This window comes from Bacillus sp. SRB3LM, assembly GCF_015712745.1.
Taxonomy (GTDB): domain Bacteria; phylum Bacillota; class Bacilli; order Bacillales; family Bacillaceae_G; genus Bacillus_A; species Bacillus_A thuringiensis_K.
Genome location: NZ_VWVQ01000078.1, coordinates 223,177 through 239,994, shown reverse-complemented (window position 1 = coordinate 239,994; position 16,818 = coordinate 223,177). Strand labels below are relative to the sequence as shown.

Genomic DNA, 16,818 nt, shown 5'->3' with positions numbered 1-16,818 from the left:
TCCTGGGTGTGCTTTCACGTATCGTAAATTCTGTAAGGAGGAACGTATAGGATATGTATACTCATAATCATATTAAAGTATCATTGGTTAAATATACGATTAAATCATGAAAAATAATTTTAAATTAGATATTGTCATAGGATCGATGTTATTCGCATTATTTTTAGGAGCTGGAAATTTAATTTTCCCTCCCCTGTTAGGACAACAAGCAGGAGATAAATTTCTGATTGCAATAAGTGGTTTTTTGGTAACAGGAGTTGGTTTACCGGTATTAGCAATAATTGTTATATCTAGTGTAGAAGGAGATTTGAAAAAATTATCCGATAGGGTCCATCCTGTTTTTTCATTTCTATTTCCAATGATTAGTTACTTATCAATTGGACCTTGTTATGCTATTCCGCGTACGGGCGTAGTTTCATTTGAAGTAGGGATCAATCCTTTTTTATCCGAAATAGGACAGACAGAGTGGTATATGTTATGTATATACACATTATTATTTTTTGGAGTTACTTTATATTTATCCTTACATCCATCTAAAATGATAGATTTATTCGGGAAAATTTTAACCCCACTATTAGTCATAATGGTTGTAATAATAGTTGTGAAGTCTATAATCAGTCCAATTGGTCCACTTAATGTATCGAATAGTTTATATGAAAACCACGCTTTTGCAGAAGGAATAATCCAAGGATATTTAACTATGGATGCGATAGGTGCATTTGTCTTTGGTATTGTTATTGTACAAGCTATTCGAGCAAAAGATGTTACAGAACCTACTCATATCAAAAAAATCACCATGGTATCAGGAATTATAGCGGCTGTAGGGTTAATATTTATTTATTTATCCCTTGCATATATCGGTGCAACCAGTGCTAAATTAGGCATTTCTAATACTGGTGCTCTTATTCTAACAAATGTTGTGAAACATCTTTTTGGTACAAGTGGACAAATTTTACTAGGATTTATTATTACATTAGCATGTTTGACAACTTCAATTGGATTGACATCAGCTTGTGCAACTTTTTTTTCAAAACAATTTACATCTATTTCATATAAAAGTGCCGTGAAAATTATATGTTTATTCAGTTTTATGATATCTAATTTAGGATTAGAACAATTGCTTAATGTCTCTTTGCCGATATTAATGATAATTTACCCTATTACCATTACACTTATTATTTTGTCTTGTTTTCATGCTTGGATTGGAAATCGTAATATGGTTTATATTTGCTCCATTATCGGTACATTGATGATAAGTCTATTGAGTAATCTTGATAGGGTGAATTTTATTGATTTATCACATATTCTAGAGCTTATTCCGCTATATAAAGAAGGGCTAGGGTGGTTAATTCCTTCATGTATTGGAGGAGTAATAGGTCTCTTTATTCATAAAACGCAAATGTGAAAATAAACAGGATAGAAATTAAAAATATCTTTCAACACAATAATCAAATATTAATTCGAATTCACTAAATTCGTCAAGGAATGAGAAGCAAGGTTTAAATTAACTCGAAGGTGCTTAAATAAATCGAAAACGTCCATCATGAAAGAAATCAGATTTATAAAGGAGTGAGAAAAATGATTCATAACATTGCTGTCATCGGTTTAGGTACAATGGGAATAGGAATTGTTCAGGCATTGGCGATGGGTGGGAAATATATAAAAATGTATAGTTCATCAGAAAAAAGTATACAAAAAGCTCACCAAACGATAGAAACCAATTTATCTCAATTAGTAAAAGCCCAACGTCTAAATACAGAACAGAAAGAATGTATTTTATCCAATCTTTGTCCTGTATATACATTAGAAGAAGCATGTAAAAATGTAGAATTAGTAATCGAAGCAATCCCTGAAAATTTACAGTTAAAAAAAGAAATGTTTAAAAAAATAGATAGATATACATCTGCATCTACAATCTTAGCAACAAATACATCTGAGCTAAGTGTTACCGCTATTGCAAGTGTTACCAATCGACCGGATAAGGTTATAGGAACACATTGGTTTAACCCAGCACATATTATGAAGCTGGTTGAAATTATTCAGGGAATAGAAACATCAGAAAAAACCATACAATTAGTAAAGGAGGTTGTACAATCTATCGGTAAGGAAAGTATTATCGTTAAAGATAAACAAGGGTTCGTTACTTCTAGAGCTATTATTATTCATTTATTAGAATGTATACGTATGTATGATGAAGGGGTCAGCAGTAAAGAAGATATTGATAAAGCTATCAAACTGGGATTAAATTATCCTATGGGACCTTTGAGATTGGCTGATTATGTTGGATTAGATACAATATTATTTGCAAGTCAAGGATTAACAGAAGCTTGGGGAGATAGATTTCGTGCCCCTCAAGCACTTGTAAAACTTGTGGAAGCAGGGCATCTGGGGCGTAAATCTGGAAAGGGATTTTATAATTATATAAGAAAGAGTTAAATAATTAAGTACCCCTATCCCTTAGAGCCTGTTTATAGTCTTATAAATATGTTAGAATGTATGCAAAAACAGGAGGTAAGTGTATGTCTTATCCAAGTGATATCAGCCGTGAAAAATTCGAGATCATTCGTGAAGAACTAGAGACATTTAGCAAATGCACGAGTCCGCGAAAGTATGACCTTTATGATGTGTTCAATGCACTACTCTATGTTCTGAGTACAGGCTGCCAGTGGCGTGCTTTACCAAGAGATTATCCCAAATGGCAAAATATTTACCGCTACTATGCAAAATGGAGTAAATCTAATGCCGAAGGCAGCAGTCTATTAGAGACCTTATAAAAAATTGTTGTGCAAATAAGGGAAGCAGTGAATCGTCCCAAAAGATTTAGCTTTAATATTGTCGATGCCCAAAGTGTTAAGAATGCAGCTACGGCTGAACAAAAAGGTTATGATGATGGTAAGAAAGTTTCTTGTATTAAACGACATATCAGTGTAGATATTCTTGGATTTCCCCATGGAAGCCATCCTCACGGATGGTGGGTACACAGGAGAAAAGTTTCAAAAAGAAATTCAAAAGCTATTGAATGCTGAAGCACAAGTTGCTAAGCGGTCAGAATTGCATCAATTTCAAATGATCCCCAAAAGATGGATTATAGAGCGCTCGTTTGCTTGGTTAGAAAAATACAGACGATTGTTCAAAAATGTAGAGAGAAAATTAGAGAAAAGTAAAAAACTGATTTTAATTATATTTATTTACTTTTTAAATAAAAGATAAGACTATAAACAGGCTCTTAACAATTGATACTCCCAAAACGGACCCTATATGTTCGTAGGCTAAGGTACTGTGACCATACCGTACAGATTGTTCGTTCTCAAATGTTGTTACATCTTTTGTATGAATATGAATAAACTGTACCATGTGTTGCTACGTAACAACGATACTTTTTCATCTCACGTCTAAAGACGGACTAAAGTCCTGCGTGGGCTTTCCCATATCGTCAATTCTGTAATAAAATTGAAGCAATATTTCCAGTTCTAAATTTTTATTTTTAGAACAGCATCATGTGTGAACTTTTCTATATGGATTCTGAATAATTAAGAAACAAGGAGGATTATATGATATTTCAGGAATTTAAAAGCGCACTTGAACAAAAAAAACTTGAATACGCGCAATGTATTTGGGAGAAAATCAAACTATTGGGAACGCCTTTAATTGAAATAATAAGTAAAGAATTTTCTCGAATAATATTTATATTTGAAGCAACTTATTCAGTAGAAAATGTATTGCTATTAACCTCAATAGGAGACTTAAATATTGAAAGTAGTACCATGAAAAATATACAAAACAGTAATTTTTGGTATCAAGAAATGATATTGAGAAATGAATTAATAATGGTGTATCAATTTTTCCCTAATGGTTTGCATGTTGAATGGAGTGAAAAAAATCGATATTCGCAGTTAGATGTAAATAATACACAGCAATATGACAAACAGTGGTCTATTTTAATTTTATCACAGTATCAACAAGATCCGTTGACAATTTCAAACTATGATGAACAAGTTATGATCGAAAAAAATATAACGGATCACCATATCTATAGTAATGCTCTTAAAGAAGACCGATTCTTTTCAGTATATACAAATAATTCTCGGATAGATAGTATATGGTTTATATTAGATGGTCATGTGTATCTGTCGTCCATTCCCGTGCCAATCATTATTGAAAATTTACACAAACAAGGAAAACCCATCAATCCATTAATAGTATTTATAGAACAAGTAGATAGACGTAGAGAATTGGGATGTTCTAAACGGTTTAGCCGATTTCTTTGTGAAGAGCTTTTCCCATGGATAGTGAAAAACTATAATATAAAGAGTTTTAACAGAAATCAATGTATGATTGCTGGGTCTAGTTTAGGTGGACTTTCCTCTATTTACACAGCTCTAACTTATCCTGAAATAATAGGAAAAGTTTTATCACAGTCAGGTGCATTTTGGTGGAAACCAGATACATCTGATGAATGGGAATGGCTAACTCATCAATCGTTTCATAAACATGAGTCTCTCCCACAAGAATTTTATTTAAGTGTGGGGTCTTATGAAGATAAACCCATAGGGGATAGTGAAGTAACAATGATTACAAGTAATCGAAAGATGGAACATAAGCTATCAGCTTCAGGATATAAGACCTTTTGGGAGGTTTTTATAGGCGGACATCATACTATCAATTGGGCAAATAATTTTAGTTCAGGAGTAAAAAAGCTTTTTGTCACTTAATATTGATTTTAAGTCTTATAAAGAGGGATCAATACTAATTTTAAATATAACGATGATCTTGATATTGTTAGGGAGATTTTTAAAATGATACATATCTATGCAATTCAACATAAAGGTTTAAATCATATCATGTTTCATCAATTACTCAAATATGTTTCTTGGAATAAAAGAGAGAAAATCAACAGATTTGCAAATATAGATGATGGAAAAAGAAGCCTTTTAGGAGAAATAGTAGTGAGAGCATTTATTAAAAAACGGTTTAATATTTCTAATGAACGAATAAAAATGGGCCATAACACATATGGAAAACCACATATATTAGGCATGCCTGATTTTCATTATAATATTTCTCACTCAAAAGATTGGATCATTGTCGGAATAAGTTCATCTTTAATAGGTGTTGATATTGAATATATGGAACCATGTAACGTTCAAATTGCTAAACGTTTTTTTTCAAAAGATGAATATCAAGCAATTCAAAAGAAAAAACATGAGGAAAGAATTAAACTTTTTTATGAGTTATGGACTGCAAAAGAATCCTATATAAAAGCTATAGGAAAAGGACTATCTGTACCTTTAAATTCATTTTCTATTCAAAATTTAGGTAGGACTCTTCGTCTACTAAACAGCACAGAACATTTTTATTTTAAAAAATATCATATTGATGATAACTATAAGTGTGTAGTATGCTCAAAACATGTAAATCATATATCAAAGCCTGTTCTTTTAGATATAAATAACATATATGAAAATATCGTAAATATAGGATCATGATGAACAATTTTATTGGAAGTTTTTAAGTATGGCTAGCACTAACGATAAGAATGGCTGAAGAAAATAAATAAAAAATATCATTGTACTTACAGAGTATTAGATAAAAACATTATTTATCTAGAAATTTTTGGATTTTGTATAAATGGGATTGATAAACACATGAGGGCCTTTTATACTAAAAGTACATTCTTTGAAAACCGCATATAAAAATGCTAGGAGAGGGAAGAGTATAACATGAAACGTTTTCAGAGAGGAGAATCATTAGCTGGGAGATTCTCTAGATAGTTATGTTAGAAGGTAGCCCTGGAGCATCTTTTCTGAACGGAATAGTTCTTATTAGGAAAAGACGGATTTATCCGTTATCAAATTAAGAGTATAAGCAAATTCTGAATTTGTTTGTAAATAAAGGTGGTACCGCGATGTCCCTCGCCCTTTTTTGGATGAGGGGCATTTTTTATTTTAAGGAGGGAAAATAATGTCAAACACGGAAAAGAATTTACCAACTAAATATGATCATATGTCCGTTGAAGAAGGCCTTTATCAATGGTGGCTTGAAGGGAAATATTTTGAAACAACAGGAGATGAGGAGAAGGAATCGTATACAATTGTACTTCCACCTCCCAATGTAACCGCTAAATTACACTTAGGTCATGCCTGGGATACGACGCTTCAAGATATTTTAACTCGCACAAAGCGTATGCAAGGATACGATGTATTATGGCTTCCAGGAATGGATCATGCCGGTATTGCAACGCAAGTAAAAGTGGAGATGAAACTTCATGAAAAAGGGGTTTCACGTTACGATCTTGGGCGTGAGAAATTCCTTGAAAAAACTTGGGAATGGAAAGAAGAGTATGCTTCTCATATTCGGCAACAATGGGAAAATATTGGCTTAGGGTTAGACTATTCTCGAGAATGTTTTACGCTTGATAAAGATGTCTCCGATGCAGTTAACAAAGTATTTGTTCAATTATACGAAAAAGGCTTAATTTACCGTGGTGAATATATTATCAACTGGGATCCAGCAACACGCACAGCTCTTTCTGATATTGAAGTAATTCATAAAGAAGTTCAAGGTGCATTCTACCATATGAACTATCCGTTAACAGACGGTTCAGGTCACATTCGCCTTGCTACTACTCGTCCAGAAACGATGCTTGGTGATACAGCGGTAGCAGTTCATCCAGAAGATGATCGTTACAAACATTTAATCGGAAAAACAGTTACACTTCCAATCGTAGGCCGTGAGATTCCGATTATTGCTGATGAGTACGTAGAAAAAGACTTCGGAACAGGCGTTGTAAAAATTACACCAGCTCATGACCCGAACGACTTTGAAGTAGGTAACCGTCATGACTTACCACACATTTTAGTAATGAACGAAGATGGATCGATGAACGAAAAAGCTGGTAAATATAACGGTATGGATCGTTTCGAATGCCGTAAAGAATTAGTGAAAGACTTACAAGAAGCTGGCGTATTAGTAGAAATCGAGCCACATATGCATTCAGTAGGTCATAGTGAGCGTAGCGGTGCAGTTGTTGAGCCTTACTTATCAACACAATGGTTCGTAAAAATGGCTCCACTTGCTGAAAAAGCAGTAGCGCTTCAACAAAAAGAAGAAGAAAAAGTAACGTTCGTACCAGAGCGTTTTGAAAACACATATTTACGATGGATGGAAAATATTCATGACTGGTGTATTTCTCGTCAATTATGGTGGGGACACCGTATTCCAGCTTGGTACCATAAAGAAACTGGTGAAGTATACGTAGGTACAGAAGCACCAGCAGATATTGAAAACTGGAATCAAGATAACGACGTACTTGATACATGGTTCAGTTCAGCATTATGGCCATTCTCAACACTTGGTTGGCCAAATGAAGATTCAGCAGACTTCAAACGTTACTATTCAACAGATGCACTAGTAACGGGTTATGACATCATCTTCTTCTGGGTATCTCGTATGATTTTCCAAGGTTTAGAGTTTACAGGCGAGCGTCCATTTAAAGATGTATTAATTCACGGTTTAGTTCGTGATGAGCAAGGTCGTAAGATGAGTAAATCTCTTGGTAACGGTATTGACCCAATGGATGTTATCGAGAAGTACGGTGCAGATGCAATGCGTTTCTTCTTATCAACAGGAAGTGCACCAGGTCAAGATTTACGTTTCAGCATGGAAAAAGTAGAATCTACTTGGAACTTCATTAATAAAATTTGGAACGCATCACGTTTCGTATTAATGAACATGGATGACATGAAGTATGAAGAAATCGATTTAACTGGTGAAAAATCAGTTGCAGATAAGTGGATCTTAACTCGCTTAAACGAAACAATCGAAAGTGTAACACGTAACATGGATAAATATGAGTTCGGTGAAGCTGGACGTTCATTATACAACTTCATTTGGGACGATTTCTGTGACTGGTACATTGAAATGGCGAAGCTTCCACTATACGGTGAAGATGAAGCAGCTAAGAAAACAACTCGTTCAATTTTAGCTTACGTATTAGATCAAACAATGCGTCTATTACACCCATTCATGCCATTCGTAACAGAGAAGATTTGGCAACATTTACCGCATGAAGGTGAATCTATTACAGTAGCTGCGTGGCCAACAGTTCGCGAAGATTTACAAGATACGGAAGCTGCGGCAGAAATGCACCTTCTAGTTGATATCATTCGCTCTGTTCGTAACATCCGTGCAGAAGTAAATACACCAATGAGCAAAAAAGTTCAAATGCAAATTAAAGCAAAAGATGAGGCTGTACTTGCTCAACTTACGAAAAATAGCTCTTACATTGAGCGTTTCTGTAACCCAAGCGAATTAACAATTCAAACGGACTTACAAGCGCCAGAAAAAGCAATGACTGCAATCGTAACAGGTGCAGAGTTATTCTTACCGTTAGCTGATCTTATCAATCTTGATGAAGAGAGAGCTCGTCTTGAGAAAGAACTTGAGAAGTTCGATAAAGAAGTAGAACGTGTACAGAAGAAACTTTCTAACCAAGGTTTCGTAGCGAAAGCTCCTGCAGCGGTTATTGAAGGAGAGCGTGCGAAAGAGCAAGATTACCTAGAAAAACGCGAAGCAGTTCGTCAACGTCTAGCAGATCTTGAAAAGTAAAAATGTTTTTAGAGACTCACTATATTGGTGAGTCTCTTTTCTTTGCGTATAATAGAACTATGAAAGTTGTCTTTTGAAAGGGGAAAAGCATACGTGATACATACATACGAAGAAGCGATAGGGTGGATTCATAGCCGATTGAAATTTGGAATTAAGCCAGGATTAGAAAGAATGAGATGGATGCTAGAAGAACTTGGAAATCCAGAGCGTCATATAAAATGTGTTCATCTTGCTGGTACAAATGGAAAAGGTTCAACTTTAACATATATGCGTTACATGTTAGAAGGCGCGAAATATAAGGTAGGAACGTTTACCTCTCCTTATATAGAAACATTTAATGAGCGCATTAGTGTGAATGGAACACCAATTGCAGATGAAGAGATTATTGAACTTGTAAAAATGGTAAAACCAGTCGTTGAAAAACTAGACGAGACAGATTTAGGGGAAGCAACGGAGTTTGAAATTATTACTGTTATGGCGATTTGCTATTTCGGTAAAGTCAATTTCTGTGATGTTGTATTATTTGAAACAGGGCTTGGTGGACGTTTTGATTCTACCAATGTTATACACCCTGTTCTCACAATTATTACGAATATCGGTCACGATCATATGCATATTTTAGGAAATACACTAGGAGAAATTGCATATGAAAAGGCGGGGATTATTAAGTCTGGCGTGCCTGTAATTACTGGTGTACAAGATGAAGAAGCTTTGCAAGTCATTCAAAATGTTGCAAAGGAAAACCATGCAAACTTATACGAACTTGGCAAGCATTTTACAGCGCTACATAAACAGTCTAACGAAGATGGAGAACAGTTTGATTTTACTTGTCCTTTTTCCACATTTGAAGATTTGCAAATCTCAATGAAAGGCATTCATCAAGTAGGAAATGCAGCGCTAGCACTTATGGCAGTAATGTATGTAAAAACATATGTATCATTTTTAATTGAGGAAGAGGAAATAAGAACGGGATTACAGGAAGCATATTGGATTGGGCGCTTTGAAAAGCTACAAAGTAACCCGGATATTATTATAGATGGTGCTCATAATCCAGAAGGTATCGAAAGCCTTGTGAAGACAGTAGAAGCGCATTACAAAGCTAAAAATGTAATAGTATTATTTACTGCTCTTGGTGATAAACAATTGCATAACATGGTAGGCCAATTAGAAACCATTGCAGATGAAATTATTTTTACAACATTCGCCTTTGATCGTGCTATTTCTGCTGATAAGCTTGCATCATATTCACAGAAAGAATCAAAATTAGTTTTTGAAAATTGGAAAGAGGCAATTGATACAAAAGTTGAAATGATAGCAGAAAATGATGTTTTTATCACAACAGGTTCTCTTTATTTCATTTCTGAAGTACGAAAATATATTTGCGAGAAAAACTAGATAGTCTTTGCTATCTAGTTTTTTGTTCTACAAATGAAGTCAAATGCATACATATAAGATAAATATATAGGGTTATTTGGCGAATTCCTCTGACAAATATCTCGTTTTTTTGTGAAATGAATATGATATGATGCGGACAACGATAAGAGGTGAGGTGTGAGTGTATGGACAAGCAATCACGAACGATCTCAGTGAAAGTGAATGGAACAGAAGCGAAGTATGAGGAAAAGAAGAAAGATGAATTTGAATGGATGGTAGTAGAAAGTGAACGACCGAAAAATGTTGTTCCGTTTCAAAAAGCGAAATCAATGTCTGTGGAAAAATACAGAAAGAAGTGGAGTAATACATTAATTGTAATCGTTGCAACCGCAATTATTATCGGTACGGCGTTTGGAATGGGGATGCTTCATTTACTTACTGGACAAGGAACGACAGGAGGAAGTGAAGTAACTGCTTCAAGGCCGACTGGAAATGGAGAATCAAAGGTGGGTGGAACGGCAGAACAAACACCAGCACCGAAAGAAGAAAAACAACAGGCGCAGGCAGGAACGTCATTGGATCCGATGAAATTATTTTTTGTTCAAGGGGGGCTTTATTCTTCTGAAGAAAAGGGACAGGCAGCTCTTGAAGAATGGAAAGGCAATGGGGGTATTGGTGCTTTGAGACCGAGCGGTGATAAGTATGCAATAGTTTTTGGTATTGCTAGCGATGAACAGTCTATAAATCAATTAATGACTAAGTATAAAAATGATGGTGTCTCCGTTTTAAAAAAGAACTGGGATATAACAGATAAAGCATTGCTGAAAGATGATAAAGAAGTAGGAATATTTTTAACAAAAGTGCAGCCATTATACACTTATTTAGCAAAATATGCTTCTAGCGTACAAGTTGGTGGAAAAAGCAGCGCAAAAGATATAGAAGTAATTGAAAAAGAATGGAAAAAGGTTGAAAAAGAAGGGAAAAGTATGAAACAAGAAGAAGCAAAGAAACTGTATATGTATACGTCGGTAGCTGTACAAACAGTAAAAGATGGGAAGATGGATAAGGAATCTTTGGCGAAATTAAATCAAGTTATTATTGATGGTTTACTCTCGTATGAAAAAATTGTTTCGTAGAAAGTGAAATGATAGGATAATAAAATGAGTAAGAAAGAAGTACATGTACTTCTTTCTTTTCTTTTGAATTTAGAGCAAAGTGCTTTCTCTATGACAGGAATATAATCGTATGCAATAAAGAAGTGTTATTTTAGTTAGAGAAATTAATATTTCTTTCATTTGTGGACAAACTATTCCTTTGATACGATTAATATAAATTGTTCTGCTTCATGTGAGAAAGGAAGGAGAAAATATGAGAAAAATAATTTTAGCTTCAGGGTCACCTCGGAGGAAGGAATTGCTTGAGTTAGCTAGTGTGCCATTTGAAATCGTTGTAAGTGAAGTAGAGGAAACAATTGGTGCATATTCATCGCCTTCTGATATTGTAATGTCGCTTGCCTTGCAAAAAGCATCAGCGGTGGCAGAAAATAATAGTGATTACATTGTGTTAGGTGCAGATACAATTGTTACATATGAGTCGCGTATTCTTGGTAAGCCTTCTAATGAGGATGAGGCGAAAGAGATGTTGCAATTACTATCAGGGAAAACACATGAAGTGTATACAGGTGTTGCAATTATAGCAAAAGAAAAAACGGTTACTTTTTATGAGCGTACAGAAGTTACATTTTGGGAGTTAACAGAAGAGGAAATTGATACATACGTCGCGTCGAAAGAACCTCTTGATAAAGCCGGTAGTTATGGGATTCAAGGTAAAGGATCTATTTTCGTTCAAAATATTCAAGGGGACTACTATAGTGTAGTTGGCTTACCAATTGCACGTCTCGTTCGGGAATTAAAACAATTTGATATTGATGTAACCCATGCGTAAAATTGCATGGGGTTTTCTTTGAGAGAACAAATAAAGGGGTGGAGAGATGAACGGTATTCGTGATGTTGTAAGAGAAGAACAGCCACGGGAGCGTTTATTGTTAGAAGGTGCTGGAAGTTTATCAAATCGAGAGCTTCTCGCAGTGTTACTCAGAACAGGTTCTAAAGAAGAAACAGTTTTAAAGTTGTCAGATAAAATTTTACATCAATTTGATGGCTTACGTATGTTGAAAGATGCAACATTAGAAGAGCTAATTAGTATACATGGTATTGGGATTTCAAAGGCATCGCAACTTATGGCAGCCTTTGAACTAGGCAGAAGAATGGTACGTTTAGAATATCAAAATAGATATAGTATTCGAAGTCCAGAAGATTGTGCGAAATACATGATGGAAGAAATGCGTTTTTTACAACAAGAGCATTTTGTTTGTTTATATTTAAATACAAAAAATCAAGTTATACATAGGCAAACGATCTTTATTGGAAGTTTAAACACGTCAATTGTACACCCGAGGGAAGTTTTTAAAGAAGCCTTCCGTCGTGCAGCAGCCTCTATCATATGTCTTCATAACCATCCCTCAGGAGATCCCACGCCGAGCCGTGAAGATATTGCAGTAACAAAACGCTTAGTAGAATGCGGCCAGATTATCGGAATTGAAGTGCTTGATCATATTATAATAGGTGACCATAAATTCGTGAGTTTAAAGGAAAAAGGTCATATTTAAGACTATGCTTTTTACTTATTTTGTTTTATAATGTGATTTATGAGTTTTTTGTAGAAATTTATCTACAAAAAGGATAAAGATATAAAAAACGTACTGTTTTTATAATATAAAGTAAGAAAAAATGAGTCCGTGAAAACAAGAAAGGAAGATAAATAATATGTTTGGATTTGGTGGATTTACTCGCGATCTTGGAATAGACTTAGGAACTGCGAACACGCTTGTATATGTAAAAGGAAAAGGTGTAGTTTTACGTGAACCTTCAGTAGTTGCGTTACAAACTGATACGAAACAAATCGTTGCTGTAGGTAGCGATGCAAAACAAATGATTGGTCGTACACCAGGGAACGTTGTGGCACTTCGCCCGATGAAAGACGGTGTAATTGCTGATTATGAAACAACTGCAACAATGATGAAATATTACATTCAACAAGCTCAAAAATCAAACGGTTTCTTCTCACGTAAGCCGTATGTAATGGTATGTGTACCATCTGGTATTACAGCTGTAGAAAGACGTGCAGTAATCGATGCGACTCGTCAAGCGGGTGCTCGTGATGCTTATCCTATCGAAGAGCCATTTGCAGCAGCAATTGGTGCAAACTTACCTGTTTGGGAACCAACTGGTAGTATGGTTGTTGATATCGGTGGTGGTACAACAGAAGTTGCAATTATTTCTCTAGGTGGTATTGTAACAAGCCAGTCAGTCCGTGTTGCTGGTGATGATATGGACGATTCAATCATTCAGTACATTAAGAAAAGCTATAACTTAATGATCGGTGAAAGAACAGCTGAAGCATTAAAATTAGAAATTGGTTCTGCAGGCGAGCCAGAAGGTATCGAGCCTATGGAAATTCGCGGTCGTGATTTAGTAAGTGGTTTACCAAAAACAGTACTAATTCAGCCAGAAGAAATTGCAGATGCATTAAAAGATACAGTAGATGCGATTGTAGAATCAGTTAAAAATACGTTAGAAAAAACTCCACCTGAATTAGCGGCTGATATTATGGACCGCGGTATCGTATTAACAGGTGGCGGGGCATTACTACGTAATTTAGATAAAGTAATTAGTGAAGAAACGAAAATGCCAGTTCTTGTTGCAGAAGATCCATTAGATTGCGTAGCAATTGGAACAGGTAAAGCATTAGACAATATCGATCTTTTCAAAACTGCTGCTCGATAATATTGCAAAATAAAAATCAGTGAAATTAAGAGGGTGTGAACGTGCCACAGTTTTTCTTAAACAAAAGATTAATTGTTTTGTTGGTTAGTATTATTCTTCTCGTGGCATTGATTGGAATCTCATTGAAAGAACGGAACAGTTTAACATGGCCAGAGCAGTTTGTTAAAGATACTGTCGGTGTTGTAGAACGTGTATTCCAAAAGCCAGCGAAATACGTAGCTGGATTCTTCGAAAATGTAGAGGATGTAAAGCGCACGTATGAAGAGAATAAAGAATTAAAAGCAAAATTAGATAATTATGCAGGTCTATCAGGGAAAGTAAAACAATTAGAAGATGATAACAAGAAGCTACAAGAGCTAACTGGTAAAAAAGAGTTAAATAGTGGGTATACTGAAATTCCAGCTACTGTTGTTTCTCGTAATCCAGATAAATGGTACGATTTAATTGGAATTGATAAAGGGGCACAGCAAGGAATTAAGAAAGATATGGCGGTAGTAACTTCACAAGGGTTAGTTGGAAGAGTGAAAAGTGTATCTCAGTTTACATCATCAGTAGAATTACTAAGTTCTATGAGCCGAACAAATCGCGTTTCTGCTATTGTACAAGGGCAAGAGAAAATCTTTGGATTGATTGAAGGTTATGACAAAGAAAAGCAATTACTTCTTTTCACAAAGATTGGCTCTGATGCACCGGTAGAGAAAGATCAACTAGTTGTAACATCTGGACTGGGTGATATTTTCCCGAAAGGTCTTGTAATTGGAAAAATCGTTGAAGTTCAGCCGGATGCATATGGCTTAACAAAAACAGCTTATGTAAAACCTTCCGCTGATTTAAATGACGTAGAGCATATTACGGTTGCTAAACGTGCAACACCTTCAGCGCCATTAGAATAGGAGGAGAAGAAGAGATGATGAAGATATTAAAAAGAGCAGCTCTTCCTCTTTTGCTCCTTTTTGTGTTTCTATTTGAAAATATGTTTGCTACTTTTGTTCCAACGGATGTGTTTTGGAAAGACAGCATAGTAGCACCGCATTTCTTTATAATCGTCTTATGTTTTATTACAGTGTATTATAGTCCGGTTCAAGGGATTTATTACGGACTATTATTTGGCTTCTTATTTGATACCGTATACACAGAGCTTGTCGGGATATATATTTTTGCTTATCCGATTTTAGCCTATTTAGTTTATAGTGTGATGAAAGTACTACAATTGAATTTATTTATTGTTGTTTCTATCATATTAGCTAGCGTTGTAGCACTAGAGTATTATGTGTATGGATTCTTAACTTTGTTAGGACGTACTCATATGCCAGCGTATGTCTTTTTCACAGATCGTCTCCTTTCTACTTTATTGTTAAATGCTATTTTCTTATTGATAGTTTGTTTCCCACTGAGACGATATATAGTGCGTCTTTCAAAAGCGATGGAAGAAAAAGAAAAAAGGATTTTCTAATTTTATGTCGAATTGAATCGGTGGGGTGAACTTTAGTGGAAGAAAAAAAGCAACAAAATGTAACGATAAAAGGGACAAAAGATGGGATAACGCTTCATTTAGATGATTGTTGTTCATTCTCAGAATTATTGATGGAATTAGAAGAAAAACTTTCTACACATTACTACGATGGTGATGGGCGCTCTTTAATTGAAGTGCATGTGAAAGTAGGAAATCGTTATTTAACAGAAGTCCAACAAGAAGAGATTCGTACGTTAATTCGTAATAAAAAGAATCTTGTTGTGGATTCAATTGAAAGTGATGTTATCACTAAAGCAGAAGCAATAGCTTGGAAAGAAGAAACAGAAATTGTCCCTATTTCCAAAATTGTTCGCTCTGGACAAGTTTTACATGTAAAAGGAAATTTGTTGTTAATTGGTGATGTTAATCCAGGCGGAACGGTTATCGCTGGGGGGAATATTTTTGTCGTAGGATCATTAAGAGGAATTGCACATGCTGGGTATTATGGGGATTCGGATGCTGTAATTGCTGCATCTGTTATGAACCCGATGCAACTTCGAATTAGTGATGTGGCAATGCGGGCTCCGGAAGAGAAAGAAGACGGAGCGGAGGCGGCAGAATGTGCGTATATTAATGAGAACAATCACATTGTTGTCGATCGCCTGCAACTTCTCACTCATCTTAGACCTAATTTAACAAAGTTAGAAAGGGGAATTGTATAGCTGTGGGAGAGGCAATAGTAATTACATCTGGAAAAGGCGGAGTAGGTAAAACTACTACATCTGCGAACATTGGTACGGCCCTAGCGTTATCTGGAAAGAAAGTGTGCTTAATTGACACAGATATCGGTCTTCGAAATTTAGACGTAGTAATGGGGCTGGAAAATCGTATTGTATTTGATCTTGTTGATGTCGTTGAAGGGCGTTGCCGTTTACCTCAGGCTCTTATTAAAGACAAACGTTTTGATGATCTTTATTTATTACCTGCAGCACAAACGAGTGATAAATCAGCGGTAACACCTGAACAAATGGATGAATTAATACAAGTATTACGTCAAGATTATGATTACATATTAATCGATTGTCCTGCGGGGATTGAGCAGGGATTTAAAAATGCGGTAGCTGGTGCGGATAAAGCAATCGTTGTTACGACTCCAGAAGTATCCTCAATGCGCGATGCGGATCGTATTATTGGGCTTTTAGAAAAAGAGGATATTGAACCACCGAAACTTGTTATTAACCGTGTACGTAGTCATATGCTTCATGAACAGGATATGTTAGATGTTGATGAAATTGTACGTACATTGTCAATCGAGCTTCTTGGTGTTGTCGAAGATGACGATGAAGTTATTCGAGCTACAAATACAGGTGAACCTGTGGCGTTGCAACCAAGCGGAAAAGCAGCGTTGGCTTATCGTAATATTGCAAGACGCTTGTTAGGTGAGAATGTACCATTACAAGCATTTGAACAAGAAAAGGTATCGGTATTTGCAAAGGTGAAAAACTTCTTTGGAATCCGTTAAGAGCACTTCGCACATAT

General features: G+C 35.5%; 14 protein-coding genes, 1 pseudogene and 1 other annotated feature. All 15 genes and pseudogenes read left to right on the top strand.

The features are described 5' to 3' along the window. Nucleotides 1-106: 106 nt before the first annotated feature. The 15 genes and pseudogenes from brnQ to minD all read left to right on the top strand — a co-directional run bounded on the left by brnQ (nucleotide 107) and on the right by minD (nucleotide 16,801). Entirely contained in the window at nucleotides 107-1,405 is a 1,299-nt protein-coding gene (gene brnQ / locus F3I02_RS24890) for a branched-chain amino acid transport system II carrier protein (RefSeq protein WP_196477980.1), read from the top strand. 173 nt (nucleotides 1,406-1,578) lie between these two features. Then, nucleotides 1,579-2,436 carry a 3-hydroxyacyl-CoA dehydrogenase family protein gene (locus F3I02_RS24885; RefSeq protein ID WP_196477981.1) on the top strand — a complete coding sequence of 286 codons (858 nt, stop codon included), beginning with the start codon at nucleotides 1,579-1,581 and terminating at the stop codon, nucleotides 2,434-2,436. Nucleotides 2,437-2,519: 83 nt separating this feature from the next. Beyond that, a pseudogene (locus tag F3I02_RS24880) lies at nucleotides 2,520-3,210 on the top strand (transposase). Nucleotides 3,211-3,551: 341 nt separating this feature from the next. Next, nucleotides 3,552-4,712: an alpha/beta hydrolase gene (locus F3I02_RS24875; protein ID WP_196477982.1), complete on the top strand. Its 1,161-nt coding sequence runs from the start codon at nucleotides 3,552-3,554 to the stop codon at nucleotides 4,710-4,712. An 84-nt stretch (nucleotides 4,713-4,796) separates the two neighbouring features. After that, the gene (locus F3I02_RS24870) at nucleotides 4,797-5,486 is read left to right on the top strand and encodes a 4'-phosphopantetheinyl transferase family protein (protein ID WP_196477983.1); all 690 of its coding nucleotides are present in this window, start codon (nucleotides 4,797-4,799) and stop codon (nucleotides 5,484-5,486) included. A gap of 205 nt (nucleotides 5,487-5,691) precedes the next feature. Further along, nucleotides 5,692-5,923: a binding site (T-box leader), on the top strand. Nucleotides 5,924-5,961: 38 nt separating this feature from the next. Continuing rightward, nucleotides 5,962-8,607 carry a valine--tRNA ligase gene (locus F3I02_RS24865; RefSeq protein ID WP_196478528.1) on the top strand — a complete coding sequence of 882 codons (2,646 nt, stop codon included), beginning with the start codon at nucleotides 5,962-5,964 and terminating at the stop codon, nucleotides 8,605-8,607. Nucleotides 8,608-8,700: 93 nt separating this feature from the next. After that, nucleotides 8,701-10,002 carry a bifunctional folylpolyglutamate synthase/dihydrofolate synthase gene (locus F3I02_RS24860; RefSeq protein ID WP_196478527.1) on the top strand — a complete coding sequence of 434 codons (1,302 nt, stop codon included), beginning with the start codon at nucleotides 8,701-8,703 and terminating at the stop codon, nucleotides 10,000-10,002. A gap of 164 nt (nucleotides 10,003-10,166) precedes the next feature. Then, the gene (locus tag F3I02_RS24855; protein WP_196478526.1) at nucleotides 10,167-11,117 is read left to right on the top strand and encodes a stage II sporulation protein B; all 951 of its coding nucleotides are present in this window, start codon (nucleotides 10,167-10,169) and stop codon (nucleotides 11,115-11,117) included. A 232-nt stretch (nucleotides 11,118-11,349) separates the two neighbouring features. Next, nucleotides 11,350-11,925, top strand: coding sequence for a Maf family protein (locus F3I02_RS24850; protein ID WP_001226294.1), 576 nt, complete (start codon nucleotides 11,350-11,352; stop codon nucleotides 11,923-11,925). Nucleotides 11,926-11,971: 46 nt separating this feature from the next. Beyond that, nucleotides 11,972-12,649, top strand: coding sequence for a RadC family protein (gene radC, locus F3I02_RS24845; RefSeq protein ID WP_001013390.1), 678 nt, complete (start codon nucleotides 11,972-11,974; stop codon nucleotides 12,647-12,649). Between the two features lie 157 nt (nucleotides 12,650-12,806). Next, complete coding sequence (mreB, locus tag F3I02_RS24840) at nucleotides 12,807-13,826, top strand: cell shape-determining protein MreB (protein ID WP_000466736.1); 1,020 nt, start codon at nucleotides 12,807-12,809, stop codon at nucleotides 13,824-13,826. Nucleotides 13,827-13,867: 41 nt separating this feature from the next. Further along, on the top strand, nucleotides 13,868-14,719 hold the full coding sequence (gene mreC / locus F3I02_RS24835) for a rod shape-determining protein MreC (protein WP_001135489.1): 852 nt from the start codon (nucleotides 13,868-13,870) through the stop codon (nucleotides 14,717-14,719). A gap of 14 nt (nucleotides 14,720-14,733) precedes the next feature. Further along, complete coding sequence (gene mreD / locus F3I02_RS24830; protein ID WP_000975748.1) at nucleotides 14,734-15,279, top strand: rod shape-determining protein MreD; 546 nt, start codon at nucleotides 14,734-14,736, stop codon at nucleotides 15,277-15,279. A gap of 35 nt (nucleotides 15,280-15,314) precedes the next feature. Then, nucleotides 15,315-16,001: a septum site-determining protein MinC gene (gene minC / locus F3I02_RS24825; RefSeq protein WP_000391523.1), complete on the top strand. Its 687-nt coding sequence runs from the start codon at nucleotides 15,315-15,317 to the stop codon at nucleotides 15,999-16,001. Nucleotides 16,002-16,003: 2 nt separating this feature from the next. Continuing rightward, nucleotides 16,004-16,801 (top strand): septum site-determining protein MinD, encoded by a 798-nt coding sequence (minD, locus tag F3I02_RS24820; RefSeq protein WP_000503309.1) that lies wholly within the window; start codon nucleotides 16,004-16,006, stop codon nucleotides 16,799-16,801. Nucleotides 16,802-16,818 lie beyond the last annotated feature (17 nt).

Bases quoted from the DNA above. Each gene is read 5' to 3' on its own strand.
- brnQ (WP_196477980.1), top strand. From the start codon at position 107: ATGAAAAATAATTTTAAATTAGATATTGTCATAGGATCGATGTTATTC.
- F3I02_RS24885 (WP_196477981.1), top strand. From the start codon at position 1,579: ATGATTCATAACATTGCTGTCATCGGTTTAGGTACAATGGGAATAGGA.
- F3I02_RS24875 (WP_196477982.1), top strand. From the start codon at position 3,552: ATGATATTTCAGGAATTTAAAAGCGCACTTGAACAAAAAAAACTTGAA.
- F3I02_RS24870 (WP_196477983.1), top strand. From the start codon at position 4,797: ATGATACATATCTATGCAATTCAACATAAAGGTTTAAATCATATCATG.
- F3I02_RS24865 (WP_196478528.1), top strand. From the start codon at position 5,962: ATGTCAAACACGGAAAAGAATTTACCAACTAAATATGATCATATGTCC.
- F3I02_RS24855 (WP_196478526.1), top strand. From the start codon at position 10,167: ATGGACAAGCAATCACGAACGATCTCAGTGAAAGTGAATGGAACAGAA.
- F3I02_RS24850 (WP_001226294.1), top strand. From the start codon at position 11,350: ATGAGAAAAATAATTTTAGCTTCAGGGTCACCTCGGAGGAAGGAATTG.
- radC (WP_001013390.1), top strand. From the start codon at position 11,972: ATGAACGGTATTCGTGATGTTGTAAGAGAAGAACAGCCACGGGAGCGT.
- mreB (WP_000466736.1), top strand. From the start codon at position 12,807: ATGTTTGGATTTGGTGGATTTACTCGCGATCTTGGAATAGACTTAGGA.
- mreD (WP_000975748.1), top strand. From the start codon at position 14,734: ATGATGAAGATATTAAAAAGAGCAGCTCTTCCTCTTTTGCTCCTTTTT.